Source organism: Streptomyces bluensis (genome assembly GCF_014650715.1).
Taxonomy (GTDB): domain Bacteria; phylum Actinomycetota; class Actinomycetes; order Streptomycetales; family Streptomycetaceae; genus Streptomyces; species Streptomyces bluensis.
Genome location: NZ_BMVM01000006.1, coordinates 268,518 through 286,815 on the forward strand (window position 1 = coordinate 268,518; position 18,298 = coordinate 286,815).

At 72.7% G+C, this 18,298-nt stretch carries 11 protein-coding genes; 8 read left to right on the plus strand and 3 right to left on the minus strand.

Features of this window, described 5'->3' with window-relative positions:
- Positions 1-108: 108 nt before the first annotated feature.
- Positions 109-2,235 (minus strand): amylo-alpha-1,6-glucosidase, encoded by a 2,127-nt coding sequence (locus IE262_RS18135; RefSeq protein ID WP_189874839.1) that lies wholly within the window; start codon positions 2,233-2,235, stop codon positions 109-111.
- 122 nt (positions 2,236-2,357) lie between these two features.
- Between IE262_RS18135 and IE262_RS18140 the strand changes: the two genes are divergently transcribed.
- The 7 genes from IE262_RS18140 to IE262_RS18170 all read left to right on the plus strand — a co-directional run bounded on the left by IE262_RS18140 (position 2,358) and on the right by IE262_RS18170 (position 9,639).
- Entirely contained in the window at positions 2,358-3,416 is a 1,059-nt protein-coding gene (locus IE262_RS18140; RefSeq protein ID WP_134036561.1) for a LacI family DNA-binding transcriptional regulator, read from the plus strand.
- A 154-nt stretch (positions 3,417-3,570) separates the two neighbouring features.
- Positions 3,571-4,815 (plus strand): sugar ABC transporter substrate-binding protein, encoded by a 1,245-nt coding sequence (locus IE262_RS18145; RefSeq protein WP_189874841.1) that lies wholly within the window; start codon positions 3,571-3,573, stop codon positions 4,813-4,815.
- Between the two features lie 201 nt (positions 4,816-5,016).
- Positions 5,017-6,003, plus strand: coding sequence for a carbohydrate ABC transporter permease (locus IE262_RS18150; protein WP_134036894.1), 987 nt, complete (start codon positions 5,017-5,019; stop codon positions 6,001-6,003).
- Positions 6,000-6,929: a carbohydrate ABC transporter permease gene (locus IE262_RS18155; RefSeq protein WP_189874843.1), complete on the plus strand. Its 930-nt coding sequence runs from the start codon at positions 6,000-6,002 to the stop codon at positions 6,927-6,929. The genes IE262_RS18150 and IE262_RS18155 overlap by 4 nt, the downstream gene beginning before the upstream one ends.
- A gap of 134 nt (positions 6,930-7,063) precedes the next feature.
- Entirely contained in the window at positions 7,064-8,029 is a 966-nt protein-coding gene (locus IE262_RS18160) for a hypothetical protein (RefSeq protein ID WP_229877315.1), read from the plus strand.
- Positions 8,030-8,057: 28 nt separating this feature from the next.
- Complete coding sequence (locus IE262_RS18165) at positions 8,058-8,768, plus strand: hypothetical protein (RefSeq protein ID WP_189874845.1); 711 nt, start codon at positions 8,058-8,060, stop codon at positions 8,766-8,768.
- The gene (locus IE262_RS18170) at positions 8,740-9,639 is read left to right on the plus strand and encodes an inositol monophosphatase family protein (protein ID WP_189874847.1); all 900 of its coding nucleotides are present in this window, start codon (positions 8,740-8,742) and stop codon (positions 9,637-9,639) included. Before IE262_RS18165 ends, IE262_RS18170 begins: the two co-directional genes overlap by 29 nt.
- Positions 9,640-9,643: 4 nt before the next feature.
- On the opposite strand, the gene IE262_RS18175 is transcribed toward IE262_RS18170, so the two are convergent.
- A complete protein-coding gene (locus IE262_RS18175) occupies positions 9,644-10,999 on the minus strand; it encodes an SLC13 family permease (RefSeq protein WP_229877316.1) in 1,356 nt (451 codons plus the stop codon).
- A gap of 182 nt (positions 11,000-11,181) precedes the next feature.
- On the opposite strand from IE262_RS18175, the gene IE262_RS18180 reads away from it, so the two are divergent.
- Positions 11,182-17,136, plus strand: coding sequence for a WD40 domain-containing protein (locus IE262_RS18180; RefSeq protein ID WP_189874851.1), 5,955 nt, complete (start codon positions 11,182-11,184; stop codon positions 17,134-17,136).
- Positions 17,137-17,149: 13 nt separating this feature from the next.
- Here IE262_RS18180 and IE262_RS18185 read toward each other — a convergent pair whose 3' ends face one another.
- Positions 17,150-18,298, minus strand: a complete 1,149-nt coding sequence (locus tag IE262_RS18185) for a serine hydrolase domain-containing protein (protein WP_189874853.1) — start codon at positions 18,296-18,298, stop codon at positions 17,150-17,152.

The window sequence follows — 18,298 nt, forward strand, 5'->3', positions numbered from 1 at the left end:
TCCTCCGTCCTCTGACCTCCCGCGTCTCAGCGGACGGCGCGTCGGTGCCAGACCTCGAAGAGTTCCGCGGCGAGTTCGTCCAGCGTCGCGCCGGGCCGCTCCGCCGCGTCAGGAGGTGACCACGGTCAGCCCCTCCGGGGCCACCACCTCCACTGATCCGTCCGCCGCGAGCGTGACGTCCAGTCGGCCTCCGCCGACCTGGAGCCCCGTCACCGTCAGCGGGCCGTAGGCGCCGGCGAAGGTGGGGGACAGTGTGATCGTGCCGCCGGGGACGTCCGCCTCCAGGCCGAGGGCCGAGCGGAGGACCTGGACCGCGGAGGTGGCCGCCCAGGCCTGGGGGCGGCAGGACGCCGGGTAGGCGACGGGGTACGGGTTCTCCTCGGCGCCGTGACCGGCGAAGAGTTCCGGGAGGCGGGCGTCGAAGGCCGCGGACGCGGTCAGCAGGCCGGCCGCCAGTGAGGCCGCGGTGTCCGGGAACCCGGCCTTGACGAGGCCGTCGACAGCGATCGCCGTGTCGTGCGGCCAGATCGAACCCACGTGGTAGCCGTACGGGTTGTAGCCCACGGCTTCGCTGCTGTACGTCCGCAGACCGTGGCCCGCGTCGAGGCCGGGCCCGGCGATCCGGGCCGCGAGCAGCGCGCTCTCCTCCGCGTTGAGCAGACCCGTGCCGAGGAGGTGGCCGAAGCCGGAGGTGACCGAGTCGACCGGCTTGCCGTCGCCGTCCAGCGCCACCGCCGGGAACGGACCCCGCTGGTCCTCCACCCAGAAGCGCCGGCGGAAACGCGTGGCGAGCCGCTCCGCCCACTCCTCCCACTCGTCGGCCCCCTGCCGGCCGAACGCGCGCAGCAGTGCGGCTCCGCCCCGGGCGGCCTCGTAGGCGTACGCCTGGACCTCGCACAGAGCGATCGGCGCGTGGGCACGGCGGCCGTCGCGGTAGCGGATGGAGTCCTCCGAGTCCTTCCAGCCCTGGTTGGACAGGCCGTGCCCGGTCTGGTCGATGTACTTGAGGAAGCCGTCGCCGCCGACGTCCGCCTGGTCGCGCAGCCATGCGAGGGCGGACTCCGCGTGCGGCAGGAGCTGTTCGACCTCGGCCGGGTCGAGTCCCCAGCGCCAGGCGTCGTGGAGGAGGGTGATCCACAGGGGGGTGGCGTCGACCGTGCCGTAGTACACCGAGGGCAGGGAGAGCCGGTCCGCGAACTGGAGGGTGTCGCGGCGGACCTCGTGCAGGATCTTGCCGGGCTGTTCCTCCGTCGCCGGGTCGGTGACGGCGCCCTGGCGACGGGCGAGCGTGCGCAGGGTGCCGGCCGCGAGGTCCGTGCCGAGGGGCAGCATCATGCGGGCGGCCCAGAGCGCGTCGCGGCCGAAGAGGGTCAGGAACCAGGGGGCGCCCGCCGCCAGGAACTGGTCCGGGCGGCCCTCACTCGACTGGGGGTCCGTCAGGCGCAGCCGCTCCAGGTCGGCGAGGGACTGCTCCAGCCAGCGGTCCAGGCCGCGGTCCGCGCTGCGCAGCACGGGGGTGCGCCAGGGCAGCTGGTCCGCGGGCGGGGCGGGGAACTGGTCGCCGTCCGCGTACCCCGCCGTGCAGGACAGCGTCACCGACCACGAGGCGCCGGGGGCCAGTTCGACGTCGTACGAGAATCGTCCCGCCGGCAGGTCCAGCGCGTCCGGCGCGGGTTCGGCGACCAGGTGGGCGGTGAAGTCGCCGCCGGTCCAGGACAGGCCGACGGCGCCGAAGTCCGCGGCCTCGGGGGGCAGCAGCTCCAGGGAGCGTCCCGACTTGACCTGGTCCATGGCGGCGAGGTCCGTGCCGGCGGTCACCGTCAGCCGGAAACGGACGTGCTCGCCGCCGGCGTTGGAGACGTCGAAGCACTCCTCGAACCGGCCCGCCGCCGTGCTGCGGCGGCGGTGCAGGGCGACGGCCGGGTCCGGTGTGACCTCGCCGAGGCCGCGCAGGATGGACCGGAACTCCGCGTGGTCGGCGCCCCGCAGCCCGCCGCCGACCGGGGCCAGGGGGATGCCCTCGACGGCGACGGTGAGCTGTGACAGCGCCCTGCGGTCGCCGTGGTAGACGCCGTCCGCGCCCTCGCCGATCTGCCCGTCCGCACGCGAGATGACGAGGCTCGGCGCGTGCAGCGTGACCACCGCGTCATGGAGGAACGGCTGCAGGCCCTCGGTGGCGGAAGCCGTGACCGTGACCGAGTCGTTGGTGTCCTGGGGCTTGACAGTGGAGTCCAAGGAAGTGGAACCTCTCAGCGTTGGATCGTTCAAAAGACACTAAGCGAGTCGTCAGAGCGATGACAATGCTTTTTGAACGCTAAAACCAAGCCCGTCGCTTTCTCTGCACGTCGGAGACCCGCATGCCCCGCTCCAGCACCAGTTCCTCGGCCAAAAGCGGCCCGGTGACCCTCGCGATGGTCGCCCGGCGCGCCGGCGTCTCCTCGCAGACCGTGTCGAACGCGATCAACTCGCCGGACCTGCTGCGCCCCGAGACCCTGGAGCGGGTCCGCCGTGTGATCGACGAGATGGGGTACCGCCCCAGCCGCGCCGCGCAGACGCTGCGCACCCGTTCCAGCAAGCTGATCGGCTACGGCATCCAGCCCGCCGCCTTCAGTTATCCGGTCCTGGATCGCTTCCTGCACGCCGTGTCCCAGGCCGCGGAAGAGGCCGGGTACCGGATCCTGCTGTTCGCCTGCCCGCCCGGCGGTCCGACCCTGGAGGGCTACGAGGAACTGCTGGACCAGCACGAGGTCGACGGCTTCGTGCTCAGCGGCACCGAGCGGGGCGACCCGCGCCAGGCGTGGCTGACCAAGCGGGGCGTGCCGTTCGTCGGGTTCGGCCGGACGTGGTCGGGCCGGCCCATCGGCGACTGGGTCGACGTCGACGGCGCCTCGGGCACGGACGCCGCGGTCGAGCACCTGGTCGCCCTCGGGCACCGCAAGATCGCCTTCCTGGGCTGGGAGCGGGGTTCCTCCAGTGCCGGTGACGACCGTGCCGAGGGATGGCGGCGGGCGATGCGACGGCACGGGCTGCCGACCCGCGGGCGGCGCGGGCAGAGCAGCGTGAACGACAGCGACGTGGCCCGTGCCGCCGTGAAACCGCTCCTGGACGGGGGCGCGACCGCGGTGGTCGCGGCCAGTGACATGCTGGCGCTCGGCTGCTACCAGACGCTGCGCGAGCGCGGGCAGACCCCGGGCCGTGACGTCGCCGTGATCGGCTTCGACGACTCGCCGACCGCCGAGCTCCTCTCGCCCGCGCTGTCCTCCATCGCCCAGCCGCTGGAGGCGATCGGCCGGGAGTGCGTACGGCTGCTGCTGGCGCGGATGGCCGCCCCCGACGCACCGCCCGAGCGGATCCTGCTGGAGCCGTCCCTGGTCGTCCGCGACAGCGCCACCGCCTCGCTGATCGCCGGCGGCTAGGGCCCCAGGCCCCCGGCGAACTGGATCGGGCCCTGCCCGACCGGTCCCGTCGCACCTAGAAACGTTTCTTCTCCTCCACCCCCACACCCTGGGCCCACGTCCCCGTGGCCCAGGGCGGAGCCGCAGCCACCACCCGTAACCCTCGGAGGAAGTCATGCCCCACCGTTCGGCCACCGCGGCCCTCGTCACCTGTGCGGCCATGCTGGCCGCCACAGGCTGCTCGTCGAATTTCGGCGACGACAAGAAGACCGAGCAGGACACCGGTTCCAAGCAGCACCTGACGGTGCTGATCGCCTCCTCGGGCGACGCCGAGACGAAGGCCGTCAAGGAGGCGGCGGCCGCGTACGCCAAGCAGTCCGGCAACACGGTGACCGTGCAGCTCGCCAAGGACATCAACCAGCAGCTCGCCCAGTCGTTCGCCGGGCACAAGCCGCCGGACGCCTTCTACGTCAACTCCGACCAGTTCGCGAACTACGCCAAGGGCGGCTCCCTCTACGCCTACGGCGACCAGATCAAGGACGCGGACGACTTCTCCGCACAGCTGCGCACCTCCTTCACCTACGACGGGAAGCTGGTGTGCCTGCCCAAGGACACCTCCACCCTCGCCCTGGCGATCAACGACGACCTGTGGAAGAAGGCCGGGCTGACCGAGAAGGACTACCCGACCACCTGGGCCCAGCTGAAGACCGTCGCCGACAAGCTGACCAAGGGCGATGTCACCGGGCTGGTCACCAGCGGTGAGTACGCGCGGCTCGGCGTCTTCATGAGGCAGGCCGGCGGCTGGATCACCAACGACGACCAGACGAAGATGACCGCCGACAGCGCGCAGAACACCGAGGCGCTCGACTACGTGCGGTCGCTGCTGAAGTCCGGCTCCATGAAGTACGCCAGCCAGGTCGACACCAACTGGGGCGGTGAAGCCCTCGGCAAGGGCAAGGCCGCCATGACCATCGAGGGCAACTGGCTCATCGGCGGCATGAAGGCCGACTACCCGGACGTGAAGTACACGGCGGTCCCGCTGCCCGCCGGCCCGGCCGGTGAGGGCACGCTCGCCTTCAGCCAGTGCTGGGGCGTGGCCCAGGAGAGCGCCCACCGGGCGGCGGCCGTGGACCTGGTCAAGTACCTGACCACCAGCGAGCAGATGCTGAAGAACGCGGACGCCTTCGGCGTGATGCCCTCCCGCACCAGCGCCCTGGCCGAGTACGCGACGAAGAACCCCGACGCCAAGGCCTGGGTCGACGCCTCCGCCCACGCGCAGGGCCCGGTGACCGTCGCGGGTTTCGAGAAGGTGCTCACCCAGTTCAACACCGACCTCGCGGCGCTGCCCAACACCGACCCGAAGAAGATCCTCGCCGACCTCCAGCGCAACGGCGAACAGGCCCTCACGAAGGGCAACTGAGCCGCCGTGTTCCCGCGTACGACATCACACCCCCGCCCGGCCGCGCGTTCCCGCGCGGGCGGGGGTCCCCGTACGGCCGACTCGCCGGGCACACCTGACGCGCCCGGCGAGCCCGGCCCGGCCGCGGCGCCCCGCGCCAAGCCCGCCCCGCGTGTGGGGCGCCGCGGCGAAGGCATCTGGGGCTGGCTGTTCGTCAGCCCCATGGTGACCATCCTCGGCCTGTTCATGGTGCTGCCGATCCTGATGGCGCTGTGGGTGAGCCTGCTGAACTGGGACGGCCAGTCCAACCCCTTCAGCACGGACGCACAGTTCGTCGGCCTGGACAACTACCGGGACCTGCTCACCCGGGACGGACTCGACCGCACCCTGTTCGCGACCTCGCTGCGCAACAACCTCTACTACGTGCTGCTCACCGTGCCGCTGCAGACCGGCGTCGCGCTGACGCTGGCGCTCATCGTCAACCAGAAGCTGCTGCGCGGCCGTGGCGCCCTGCGCACCGCGTTCTTCTTCCCCTCGGTCACCAGCTCGATCGCCGTCTCCACGGTCTTCCTCTTCCTGTTCCAGGGAAGCGGCGCGGTCAACACCGCGCTGTCCTGGATCGGGGTGAAGGGCCCGAACTGGTTCAACGACCCCCGCGGTGTGCTCTCGCTCCTGCTCGGCGGCCTCGGCATCGTCGACCCCGACGACCCCTCAGGCGCCCTCGCCGGCCACTCCTTCCTGGGACTGTCCTGGTTCGAGTGGCTGTCCGGACCGTCCGTCGCGATGTGCACGATCATCCTGCTCGCCGTGTGGACGACCTCCGGCACCTTCATGCTGATCTTCCTCGCGGCCCTCCAGGACATCCCGCGCGAGCTGGAGGAATCCGCCGCCATCGAAGGGGTCAGCCGCTTCCAGATGCTGCGCTACGTGATCCTTCCCGCGCTGCGCCCCGTGCTGTTCCTGGTGCTCACCCTCGGGCTGATCGCCACCTGGCAGGTCTTCGACCAGGTGTACGTCATGGGCCAGGGAGCCCCGGGCAACACCACCCTCACACCGGCCTTCCTGTCGTACGCGTCCGCCTTCGACAACGCCGACTTCGGGCAGGGCATGGCCATCGCCTTCATCCTGCTCGCGCTGATCCTGACCATGACCGTCCTGCAACGCTTCCTGTTGCGCGAGCGCACCCCCCGCCCCCGGAGGACCCGATGAAGCTCTCGGAGAACCGGATATCGGAGAACCGGACGAGGGCGAAGCCGAGGTCCACGCGCGTACGACCGGTGCTCCGCCGCTTCCCCGTGCCCCTGCGGGTCATCGGCTACACGGCTGTGGCGATGGTCGGACTGCTGTACCTCATGCCGTTCGTGATCCAGCTGGTGACCGGGTTCAAAACGGACCCCGACGCGGCCTCCCACCCCCTCGGGCTGATCCCGGTCACCCCGACGACCGCCGCGTACCAGCGCCTGTTCGGACTGAGTCAGGCCGGCGACGGGGTGCCGTTCCTGCGCTGGCTCGGCAACTCCACGGTCATCGCCGTCGTGGTCACGGCCTCGCGGGTCCTGTTCGCCTCCATGGCCGGCTACGCCCTGGCCCGGCTGCGCTTCCCGGGCCGTACCCTGCTGTTCGGCTTCCTCCTCGCCTTCATGGCGGTGCCCCCGGTGGCCCTGCTGATCCCCAAGTTCCTGGTCCTCAACACCTTCGGGCTCTTCGACACCTACACCGGCATGATCGTGCCGCTGATGGTGGACGCGGCCCAGGTCTTCATCATGAAACAGTTCTTCGAGTCGATCCCCCGGGAAGTGGAGGAGGCCGCCCGCGTCGACGGCGCCGGCGTCTTCCGCACCTACTGGTCGGTCGTCCTGCCCATGGCCCGCCCGGCCCTGATCACCGTGACCATCCTGGCGTTCCAGTCCTCGTGGAACGAGTTCACCCACTTCCTCGTGTCCACCCAGTCCAGCCAGTACGAAACGCTGACCACCGGTCTCGCCCGCATGGTCTCCGGCGGCCTCGGCGGCGGCACCCAGTACCCCCTGAAGCTCGCCGCGGCCCTGCTGGCCACCCTGCCCGTCGCCGCGCTGTTCTTCTGCTTCCAGCGCTACTTCGTGCAGGGCGCCAACGCGGGAGCCGTCAAGGAATAACGGGAGCCTCTCAAGCACGAGCGATCACACCCTCCCCCCCCGGCCCGCACACCCAGTCGAGGCCGATTCACGCACCGTGGCCGTCGCGGCGCCGTTGCTCCTACCATGGGGTCACCATCGGGGGAGGGTGGGACGTGACGCGCAACTCATCGCAGTCGTCCGGGCGTCGGCTGGAAGACCGGATCGCCTGGGCGGTCAGGAACGCTGACGGTGTCGTCGCCATCGGTGTCGCCCTGGTCATCGGGGTGCTGGACATCCTGGACGACAACTTCGACAACAACATCGTCTCCGGCGCCACCCTGCTGGTCCTGGCGGCGCTGGTGTACGGATCGCTGACCGAGCGCCGACGGCGGATGGCCGACATCCGGGGCGCGACCGAGGGGACGAGCCGGGCCATCGAGGACCTGGCCATGGTGCGGACACTGGCCGGCGCCGAGGTCGGCCTGGCGCACGAGAAGGCCCGCCGGAACACCACCCGCTGGGTGTTCAAGGGCGGCACGGGCACCTATCTGCGCGCCGTCACCCTGCCGGAATGCGTGGAGGAGGTGAAGCGGCAGCGCCGCTCCCTCAGCATGAAGATCGACATCCTCAACCCCGCCGACGACCGGGTGTGCGCCGCCTACGCGCGGTTCCGGCACACCTTCGGACGCCAGGGCGAAGCCGGGGCGTACCCGGAGTGGACCGCCGAACGCACCCGCAAGGAGTCGTACGCCACCGTGCTCGCCGCCGCCTGGCACCGGCAGCGGCTGGACACCCTGGAGATCGACGTGCACCTGTCCTCGGTGGCACCGACCCTGCGCTTCGACCTGTCCGACACCTGCCTGATCATCACCCAGGACGACCCGCGCCGGGTGAGCCTGTACGTGGAGCGGGGCCGGCCGCTGTACGACTACTACGTCACCGAGTTGCACCAGAGCCGGGAGCAGGCGGTCAAGCTCGATCTGCGGGAGGCCACCCCGCTGAGCGACGAGCCGACCGTGGACGAGGCCAGGCGGCTGCTCGACCGGCTCGGGCTGCCGCTGCCGACGAGTTTCACCGACCGGGATGTCGGCGACATCATCGACAGGGCACTGCGGGCGGAGGACCCCTACCGCAGGTGAGCGCCGTGTTTCGGCCGAGGGGGGAACGATGGACTACCGGGCCCTGGAACGGGCCGCCCGGCGAGAGGCCACCGCCGAGCTGTCGTGGCACGCCGTATCGGAACTGGAGCAGATCGTTTCGGGCCGTCGCGCCCTGCGCGCGGTGCGCCATCCACTGGGCTTCGTCTGCCTGCCGATCCTCCGCGACGGTCCCCGGGGGGTCTGCGTCCATGTCTTCGGGAGGATGGCCTTCGGGGGGACCGCCTCCGAGGGGATGGGCTCCGGGGTGATGCCACAGCCGGAGTCGACCGTCCCTCAGGTGCACTCGCACAGCTGGGACCTGACGAGCACGGTGCTGTACGGGCGGCTGGGCAACCGGCGCATGCGCGTCCACGACGAGCCCGCGCAGCCCACCCACCGGGTGTTCGAGGTGCACAGCGATCCGTCGGGGGTCGACGACCTGCGGCCGACCCAGCGGCTGGTGCGCTGCCTGCCCGGCGCCGAACAGACGACGGCACGAGGGCAGACCTACTCCCTTCTCGCGGGTGAATTCCACACCAGCGTCGTGCCGGGCGGCCGTCCGGCCGCCACCTTGGTACTGGGACGCACACGGCCCGACAGGTCGGACCTGTCCCTCGGCCCGTTGTCGGCCCCGGGCCACCGCATGGTCCGCGGGACGTGCGACGCGGCCCAGACCGCCCGGATCGCTCAAGCCGCCCTCAGGAGGATCCATGAGCCCGAACCGGAATCGCTTTCCTGACCCCTCGGCCGGCTTCGCCTCCGAGTGCCGTACGGCGGTGGCCGCGGCCGAGGAGGCCGGGGCGTTGCTGCGGTCCCGGTTCCCGGACGGGTTCGCCGCCCGCCCGAAGGGCGAACACGGCGATGTCGTCACCGATCTGGACCTGATGGCCGAACGCCTCGTCGTGGACCGTATCCGGGAGCGCTTCCCGCACGACCGGATCCTCGCCGAGGAGTCCGGGGAACTAGGGGGCGACGGCGGCGGCCGCACCTGGCTGGTGGACCCCCTGGACGGCAGCAACAACGTGGTCATCGGGCTGCCCGCCTACGTGGTCGGCATCGCCCTGTGCGTCGACGAGGCGCCGGTGGTGGGCGTCGTGCACGATCCGGTGACCGGACACACCTGGTCGGCGCTGCGCGGCGGCGGTGCCCACGGGCCGCGCGGACGGCTCGCGGGCGTCGTGGGCGGCCGCCCGCTCTCGTCGGCCGGACCGTTGCTCGCCTGGACCCAGGGGCACGCCGTCGACCGCGACGATCCCGCGGCCCGTGCCCTGAGGCACACCCTGGAGAACCGGTCCAGGCGGCTGCTCCAGCTGTGGGCGCCGCTGCTGACCTGGGCCATGCTGGCCCGCGGGGACATCGACGGGTTCGTGGGCTACCGGGCGGAGGCGATCGATCTGCCGGCCGGGGCACTGCTGGCCCGCGAGGCGGGAGTGGCCGTCCGGCACCTGGACGGAGGTGAGTTCGGCGGCGGCTTCACCGGACCGGACACCGAGCGTTCGTTCGTCGCGGGGCGGCCGGAGGTGCTGCCGCATCTGCTGGAGCTGGTGACGGTGTCCGGTGCCGTCGGGCGGGGCGGGCCCTCGTACGTGCCGCGCCGCTCCACTCCGTAAGCCCCTACGCGGTGAGCGTCAGCGCCACCACCGACGCCAGCACCGCGGCGACGGCCAGCACCGCACCCGTCCCCATCAGCCGCGCGACCGGCACCCGCACCCCGTACGCATGGCACCGCTCGTACCACAGCAGCGTCGCCAGCGAGGCCCACGGCGTCACCACCGGTCCTACGTTGGTGCCGATGAGCAGCGCGAGCAGCTGGTCGTGGTTGCCCACCGGGACGGCCGCCTCCCCGGCCAGGTAGACGGGGAGGTTGTTCAGTACGTTCGACAGGCCCCCGCCGACCGCGGCCGCCCGGAACAGGCCCCAGAGGCCGCCGTCATGGCCGACCGCCGAGGCCAGCAGGTCGTGCAGCCCGTTGACGTTGACCGTCTCCACGACCAGGAACATGCCGGGCACCATCACCAGCAGCCGCCACGGGACCAGTGACAGCCGCAGCGTCGAGCGGCGGCGCACCGCGAAGGCCGCCACGGCGACGGCCGCGGCCGTCGCGGACGCCACCCACAGCTCCACGTCGGCCAGGATCGCGATCAGGAAGCCCGCGCAGGCGAGCCCACAGGCCCGGAACAGCACGGGGTCGGCGGGCCGGTGCACCTCGGGCGGCCGGTAGCGGTCGGCGTTCCCCGCCCCTCGCACGTCTCCCGCTCTTCCCCCTCGCACGTCCCCCGCGTTTCCCGCTCGTACGTCGTCCGCGCGGGCCGCGCCGGGCCCCGCCGCCGGGGCGTCGGTACGGGCCGACAGGCTCGCCCCCTGGGCGTCCGGTCCTGGCAGGGCCGCGACTCCGCCGTCACGCTTTCCGCGCCGCCAGTAGAACAGCCACAGGCAGACCATGGTCACCGCGATGGCCGCCAGCTGCGGCGCCCACATCCGGGAGGCCAGGCCCAGCGGGGACAGCGCGACCCGGTCGGCGGCCAGCAGGTTCGTCAGGTTGGAGACCGGCAGCAGCAGGCTCGCCGTGTTGGCCAGCCACACCGTGGTCATCGCCAGCGGCACCGGGGCGATACCGACCCGCGAGGCGAGCGCCAGCATCACCGGGGTCAGCAGCACGGCGGTGGTGTCCAGATTCAGGGCGATCGTGGTGACGGAGGCGAAGACCACACAGAGCAGGAACAGGGCCGCGTAGCTACCGCGTCCGGCGCGGGCGACGCGCGCCGCCACCACGTCGAACACCTCGGCCTCGCTGGTCAGCTCGGCCAGCACGATCACCGTGCCCAGGAACGCCAGCAGCGGGGCGATCCGCGTCATCGCGTCGCCCGCCGACCCGGTGGGCAGCAACCCCGTGGCCAGACACAGCAGCCCGACCACCAGCAGGCCGATCGCCACCCGGTCCAGCACATGCAGACGCAGAAAGACACGCACGGAGGGAAGGGTCGCACATCTGTGCCCGGCTGTGACCAGGGGCTGTTCGTGAGACCTGCTCCCGGCCGGGCCTTTCAGCCACCTGAGTCGCGGCACGAGTCGCCGCACTTGCCACAGGTGTCGCCCCATGAGTCGTCGTGAAAACGGTTCATACCGAGGCTCTCTCATTGCATCATGAATATATGGGGCGGCAGATCACCACGGGGGAAACCGGACCATTGGACTTCTTCGTCAGCTACTCTCCGGCCGACGAACGCTGGGCGTCCTGGATCGCCTGGACGCTGGAGGAGGCCGGGTACCGCACGGTCCTCCAGGCCTGGGACTTCGTCCCGGGCACCAACTTCGTCGACTTCATGGACCGCGGGGTCAGCGAGTCCGCCGCCGTGATCGCCGTACTGTCCCGCAACTACGAGCGCTCCCGGTACGGCCGGATGGAGTGGCAGGCCGCGTTACGCGCCGACCCCGACGCCCCGGAGCGACGGCTCCTGACCGTACGGGTCGAGGACATCCCGGTGGAGGGCCTGCTGGCCACCATCACCTACGTCGACCTGGTTCCCGTCACCGACCCGTCGGCCGCAAGGGAGCTGCTCCTCACCCGGGTTCGCCAGGCCCTCGACGGCCGCGCCCGGCCCAGCCTGAGCCCCGGCTACCCGGGCGGCCTCCCCGCGCCCGCGCCCCCGCCGGAGCCGACCGCTCCGCCGGCGCCCGCACGGCCGCTCGGCGGCCTCGGCTGGGCCGGCCGGCGCAGGCCCGCGGTACCGCCGTCGTACCCGCTGAGCCGGGGGGACGTCCAGGCGCGTGAGGCGGTCAGTGTGCTCCACCTGGCCGGGCCCGCCTTCGGCCGCGGGCAGGACCCCGCCGAGTTGCAGGCGGCGATCTGGGGCGACCTCGTCGAACTCACCGACGCCGGTGCACCCGCCCCCGACCTGCTGGTGGTCACCGGCGACCTGACCGCCTCCGGCAGCCCGCGCGAGTTCGAACAGGCGCTGGCCTTCCTCACCGGCCTGCGGGCGCTGCTCGGCCTGGAACCGCACCGGGTCGCCCTCGTGCCCGGCGGCCAGGACGTCAACCAGGCCGCCTGCCGGGCCTACTTCAGCACCTGCGAGGCCGACGAGATGCCGCCCCGGCCGCCGTACTGGCCCAAGTGGCGGCACTTCGCCCGGCTCTTCCAGGAGCTCTACCAGGGCCTCGACGCGGTCTTCGACAGCGACCAGCCGTGGACCCTCTTCCCCGTGCCCGAACTGCACACCGTCGTCGCGGGCCTGAACTCCTCGATGGCCTACAGCCACCGCCTCGACGACCAGTACGGCATGGTCGGCCCCGAGCAGGCCGCCTGGTTCGCCCAGGCGCTGCGCCCGTACGAGGACGAGGGGTGGCTGCGGATCGGTGTCCTGCGCCATCCCCCCGGCACTCCCGCCCGGACCGGTGCGGTGCGCGGCGGCACCCCGGACGGCACCGGCCCGCTGCGCGACACCGACGTCCTGGCCCGGCTGACCGCACCCCGGCTGCATCTGCTACTGCACGGCCCGAGCGGCCCCGGCGCGCAGCCGGTCCTCGCCACCGGGTCCGGTGAGGTGCATGTGCTCGGCGCCGCCGGGCCGGGCCGGCACCAGCTGCTCCGCATCAGCCGTGACGGCCTGACGAGTTGGCATGGCCAGGGCCAGGGCCAGGGCCAGGACCTGCGCCAGGGCCAGGGCCAGGGCCAGGACCAGGGGCCGCGGCGCCACCCGGTCGAGTGGCGGCGCGCCCACCGCGCGTTCGGCCCCGGCCCCGACGAACCCGCGGACGCCGCGGGCCCCGGAAGCGCCACGACGGACACCGCCGGGAACCCGGCCGTCCCGGACGGCGACGGCGGCGCGGCCGAGCCGGAGCTCCGCGCCGTGCAGTCACCGGCCGAGGCGCTGCTCGCACGCGTCGCGGAGGTCTGCCGCACCCGCCACGAGGGCGCCCAGATCCGCCCGGTGGCCGGACCGGTGCCCCAACTGCTGGTCACCTGGACCCAGTCGGGCTTCGTCCGGCAACAGCGGGTGGCCGTGCACACCGGCACCCCCACCGCACAGGACGTCGAACGTTTCGTGGCCCTCGTACACGCCGCGGACTCCGAGACCGAGGCCGAACTCGTCCACGACGGCCCGCCACCCGCCCGCGACCTGCGCGACCTGGCCCGCCGCAGGGGCGTACGGGTGCGCAGCTTCACCGAGTTCCAGGGCCTGCTCGACCTGCGCGGCTACGTCGGCGCACAGAGTGAGCGGCTGCGCACCGACCCCCGCTACCCCCCGGACATGTACCTGCCGCAGCGGTACCGGGAGGTGGAACGCCTCGGCGCCGAGGACCGCGACGGACTGGTCGACGACATGCTCCGGCTGCTCGACTCCGACCAGGGCCGCTTCCTGCTGCTGCTCGGCGACTTCGGGCACGGCAAGACCTTCGCGCTGCGCGAGCTGGCCCGCCGCATCCCGGCCGAACTGCCACACCTGGTCCCACTGCTGGTGGAACTGCACGCGCTGGACCGGGCCTACTCCTTCGAGGGACTGGTCGCCGCCCACCTCGCCGCCCACGGCGTCGACAACATCGATCTGCGTGCCTTCCGCTACATGCTCCAGCAGGGCCGGATCGTGCTGCTCTTCGACGGCTTCGACGAACTGGTCACCCAGGTCAGCTACGACCGCGCCGCCGAACGCCTCCAGGTGCTGCTGGACTCCGCCGTGGACAACGCCAAGATCGTGGTCAGCAGCCGCACCCAGCACTTCCGCTCCCAGGGGCAGGTGCTCACCGCGCTCGGCGAACGCGTCGGCCTGCTCCCGCAGCGCCGGGTGCTGGCCGTCCAGGAGTTCACCCCCCAGCAGATCCGCGCCTACCTGGTCAACCGCTACGACGGCGACGAACGCGCCGCCGACCGCCGCGTACGGCTCCTGGACGCCATCCCCGATCTGCTCGCCCTGTGCCGCAACCCCCGGCTGCTCGGCTTCGTCGCCGACCTCGACGACGACCAGCTGCGCGCCGTCGCCGGGGCCGGCCGCGCGCTCAGCCCCGCCGGGCTCTACCAGGAAGTGCTCACCGCCTGGCTGCGCTTCGAAGCGCACCGCGGCACCGGCGGGCCCGGCCGGGCGCCCGGACTCGGCCTGGACCAGCTGTGGAACGCGGTCACCGCGCTCGCCCTGCGACTGTGGGAGAGCGGCCAGGACTCGCTGCGGCTCGACGAGCTCACCGACGTCGCCGAGACCCTGACCGGACTCGCCGACAGCCGGCTGTCCGTGCCGCAGGCCGCGCACGCCGTCGGCTCCGGGAGCCTGCTGGTCCGCAGCGAGGACGGCGTGTTCCGGTTCATCCACGGCTCGGTGGTGGAGTGGCTGATCGCCCGGGAGTGCGCCCGGCGGCTGGCCACCGGCGACACCACCCTGCTGGCACGGCGCCAACTGAGCCGGCTGGCCGTCGAGTTCCTGTGCGACCTCGCCGACCACCGGGTCTGCCAGGAGTGGGCCGAGGGCGCGCTGAGCGACACCGCCGGGGACGACCCGGAGCTGACCGTGCGGGGCGAGGAGACCGCCCGCGCCAACGCCGTGAAGATCCTCACCCGGCTCCGGGTCCCCGCCCACACCGACCTGCGCGGCGCCGCCCTCGCCGGGGAGGACCTCTCCTACCGCGACTTCTCCGGCGTCGACCTCACCCGCGCCGACCTCACCGACGCCCGGCTCGTCGGCGCCAACCTCTCCGGCGCCGTGCTGCGCCACGCCCGGCTCACCGGGGCGTGGCTCGACGGCGCCGACCTGACCGGCGCCGATCTGCGCGGCGCGGATCTGCGGCGGGCCCGGCTGATCCGCACCGATCTGACCGGCGCCCAGGTGGAGGGCGGCCGGTGGCGGCGGGCGGCACTCGTCGCGGCGACCACCGGACCCGGCCTGCCGGACACCCCCGAACTGGCCACCGCCGCCATCGCCCCCGGCATGGCCGTCGACTCCGGCTTCCGGCCCTCCGCGGTCGGTGTGCCCTACGGCTTCGACATGCGCACCAGCCGGCTGCCCGAGCCCATCTCGTACAGTCCCGACGGCGAACTCCTCGCCGTGGGCAGCGAGGACGGCGGAGTGCTGGTGTGCGACGCCGTCACCGGCACCGCCCTGCGCACCCTTCAGGGCCACACCGGCCGGGTCTACGCGGTCAAGTTCCGCGACCGGGTGCTGGCCACGGGCAGCGCCGACGGCACCGTACGCCTGTGGGACCCGGTCTCCGGACGGTGCCGCCACGGCTTGCGGATCCACCCCGGCGGGGTCTGGCCGGTCGTCCTCGACGCCGACGGCTCCCTGCTGGCCACCGGCGACGCCGACGGCGTGGTCACCTTGTGGGACACCGCCTCGGGCACCCCGCTGCACCGGCTCCCCGGCCACTCCGCCCCCGTCTACACGGTGGCCTTCGGGCCGGACGGCACCACCCTCGTCACCGGGGACGCCTCCGCCGCCGTACGGCTGTGGGACCTCGCCACCGGACGGCGGCTCGGTGAACTGCCGGGCCACCGGGGCGCGGTGTTCCGGGCCCGGTTCAGTCCCGACGGCCGCCTGCTCGCCACCGGGGACATGGGCGACGGGCAGGGGGCCGGCACGGTCCGGGTGTGGGACGTCACCGAGCGGCGGGTGCTGCACGAGTTCACCGGCCATCCGGGCCGCGTCTACACCCTGGACTTCCACCCCGGCGGCAGGTTCCTGGTCAGCGGCGACACCGAAGGGGACGTCCGGCTGTGGGACCTGGTCGCGGGCGGCCCCGCCGGGCTGCTCGGCGGCTGCCGCGGCGCCGTGTACCAGGTGCTGTTCGATCCCGACGGGACGCTCCTCGCCGCCGGGGACAGCGCCGGAGTGGTCCGGCTGTGGCGGATCGACGCGGAGGCCGACCCGGTGTCCGGCGGCTCGCCCGTCGCCGTGCCGCTGAGCCGGCAGCCCTCGGAACATCGCGGCTCGGTCTGGGTGTGCAAGTTCCGTCCGGGCGGCGACACGCCCGCCCTGGACACCGGCTCGCTGCTGGTGACCGGCGGCAACGACGGCGTCGTACGGATCTGGGACCCGGCCACCGGCCAGGGCAGACGCATCCTGCGCGGCCACGGACGCCGCATCGGCACCGTGTCGTTCAGCGCCGACGGTTCGATGCTGGCGGCCGGCGGCAACGACGGCGTCGTCGGCGTGTGGCACACCACCTCCGGGCGGCGGCTGCGCGAACTCACCGGCCAGGGCGACCGCCTGGTCTCGGCGGTGTTCAGCCCCGGCGGCTCCCTGCTGGGCACCGCGAGCAGCGACGGCGACATGTACCTGTGGAACGCCGCCACCGGCGAGTACCAGCGTGAGATGGACGTCGAGACGGACCATGTGTGGGCGGAGGCGTTCAGCCCCGACGGCGAACTGCTGGCCACCGCCAACGACGACGACACCGTACGGCTGTGGTACCGGGCCACCGGCGCGCACGTCACCACCATCGGCGAGCACTTCGGCCGGGTCCGCTCGATCGCCTTCCGCTCCGACGGCGCGGTCCTGGCCACCGGCTGCGACGACCGCAAGGTGCGGATCTGGGACCTGGCCGACCGCCGGATCACCGCCGTCCTCGACGGACACACCGACCGGGTGTACGCCGTGGCGTTCGCGCCCGACGGGTCCTGGCTGGCCAGCGCCTCCTGGGACGGGCACGCCGTGATCTGGCATGACGGCGCGGCCGCGCACCGGCTGACCGGCCACACCGGAAAGCTGTGGACGGCCGCGGCCCACCCCATGCGCCCCCTGCTGGCGACGGCCGGCGACGACCGGACGGTACGCCTGTGGGACGCGCACACCGGCCGCGAGACCGCCGCCCTGACCGGCCACACCGGCCGGGTCCTGGCGATGGCCTTCAGCCCCGACGGCTCCCTGCTGGCCAGCGGCGGCGAGGACGGCACGGTACGCCTCTGGAACGTCCCCGCCGACGCCCCCGCAACCCTGCGCGCCACCCTGGTCGGCATGCCCGGCGGCTGGGCCGCGCTGTCGCCGTCCGGCGGCTACAAGTACGAGGGCGACGTCACCGGCGAGTTCTGGCACGTGGTCGGCATGTGCCGCTTCGAGCCCGGCGAACTCGACGACAACCTGCCGGGCGTGCGGCACATACCGCTGGAGGAGCCGCTGGGGTGAGGTGACCTGGGGCCTAGCCGAGCGCGGCCTGGATGATCCGGACCGCCACCGGGTTCATGTCCTCGGACTTCGCGTCGGTGGCGTTGACCGAGTACACGAGGGTGAGGGACAGATCGCGGGTCGCGGCGATGACCGTGCTGTAGCCGGGACGGGCGCCCGTCTTGACCCACACCTGACGGCCGTTGGGCAGCTTCTCCAGCTTCAGCCCCGCGCTCATCGTCGCGCCGGGGATGTCCGGCACGGTGAACATCTCCTTCAACTGCGGCTCGGGCACGACCTGTCCGCCGAACAGCGCGACCAGGAACCGCTCCAGGTCCGCCGTGGTCGAGATCATGTCGCCCGCGGCCCACCGGTCGGACATGTTCCACTCGGTGGCGTCGACCAGGCGCCCGTCGGTGAGGAGTTGGTAACCGCGGTTGTGGGGGCCGTGGATACGGGGGTCGGGGCCGCCGGGGAAGGACGTGTGCCGCATGCCGACCGGCTTCAGCACGCGGACGTACGCCTGGTGCTCGTACGAGTCGCCCGTCACCCGCTCGATCAGCAGGCCGAGGACGGTGTAGTCGATGTTCTGGTACTGCTGCTCGTCACCCGGGCCGAAGTCGGGGCCCTGGGCGACCGACGAGGCCACGACCTCCTCGGGCGTCAGGGTGACGTAGCGGTTCTCGTAGCCCTCGCCGTCGACCGGGCCGAGGCCCTTGCCCGGTTTCAGCCCGCTCGTGAAGGTCAGCAGGTGCCGTACGGTGACGGGCTCCTTGAAGGTGTCGGGGAGAAGGCCGGGGAGGTACGTCTCCACGTCCTCGTCCAGGTCGACGCGCCCCTCGGCGGCGAGTTGCAACACCACCGCCGCGGTCACCACCTTCGTTGTGGAACCGGCGCGGAAGCGTCCGTTCTCCAGGGCCGGGCGGTTCGTCGTCAGGTCGCGGACCCCGGAGGTGCCCCGCCAGGTGCCGGAGGTGCCGCCGACCCGCACGAGCGCGGCCGTCGCGTCGTCGTCCGGCAGCTCGGAGATCGCGTCGCAGAGCGCGGTGTGGTTCGGGCCCGTGGTGTCGCAGCGTGCCGGCGGTCGGGTCACGGGGGAGGCGGCGGCCACCGCGGGGCCGGCCGCCACGCCCAGGGCGAGGACGGAGGCGAGGGCGACGGCCAAGCGCGAACGAAGGGGCAT

Coding starts and splice junctions, on each gene's coding strand:
- IE262_RS18145 (WP_189874841.1), top strand. CDS start 3,571: ATGCCCCACCGTTCGGCCACCGCGGCCCTCGTCACCTGTGCGGCCATG.
- IE262_RS18140 (WP_134036561.1), top strand. CDS start 2,358: ATGCCCCGCTCCAGCACCAGTTCCTCGGCCAAAAGCGGCCCGGTGACC.
- IE262_RS18150 (WP_134036894.1), top strand. CDS start 5,017: ATGGTGACCATCCTCGGCCTGTTCATGGTGCTGCCGATCCTGATGGCG.
- IE262_RS18180 (WP_189874851.1), top strand. CDS start 11,182: ATGGGGCGGCAGATCACCACGGGGGAAACCGGACCATTGGACTTCTTC.
- IE262_RS18185 (WP_189874853.1), bottom strand. CDS start 18,298: ATGCCCCTTCGTTCGCGCTTGGCCGTCGCCCTCGCCTCCGTCCTCGCC.
- IE262_RS18170 (WP_189874847.1), top strand. CDS start 8,740: ATGAGCCCGAACCGGAATCGCTTTCCTGACCCCTCGGCCGGCTTCGCC.
- IE262_RS18165 (WP_189874845.1), top strand. CDS start 8,058: ATGGACTACCGGGCCCTGGAACGGGCCGCCCGGCGAGAGGCCACCGCC.
- IE262_RS18155 (WP_189874843.1), top strand. CDS start 6,000: ATGAAGCTCTCGGAGAACCGGATATCGGAGAACCGGACGAGGGCGAAG.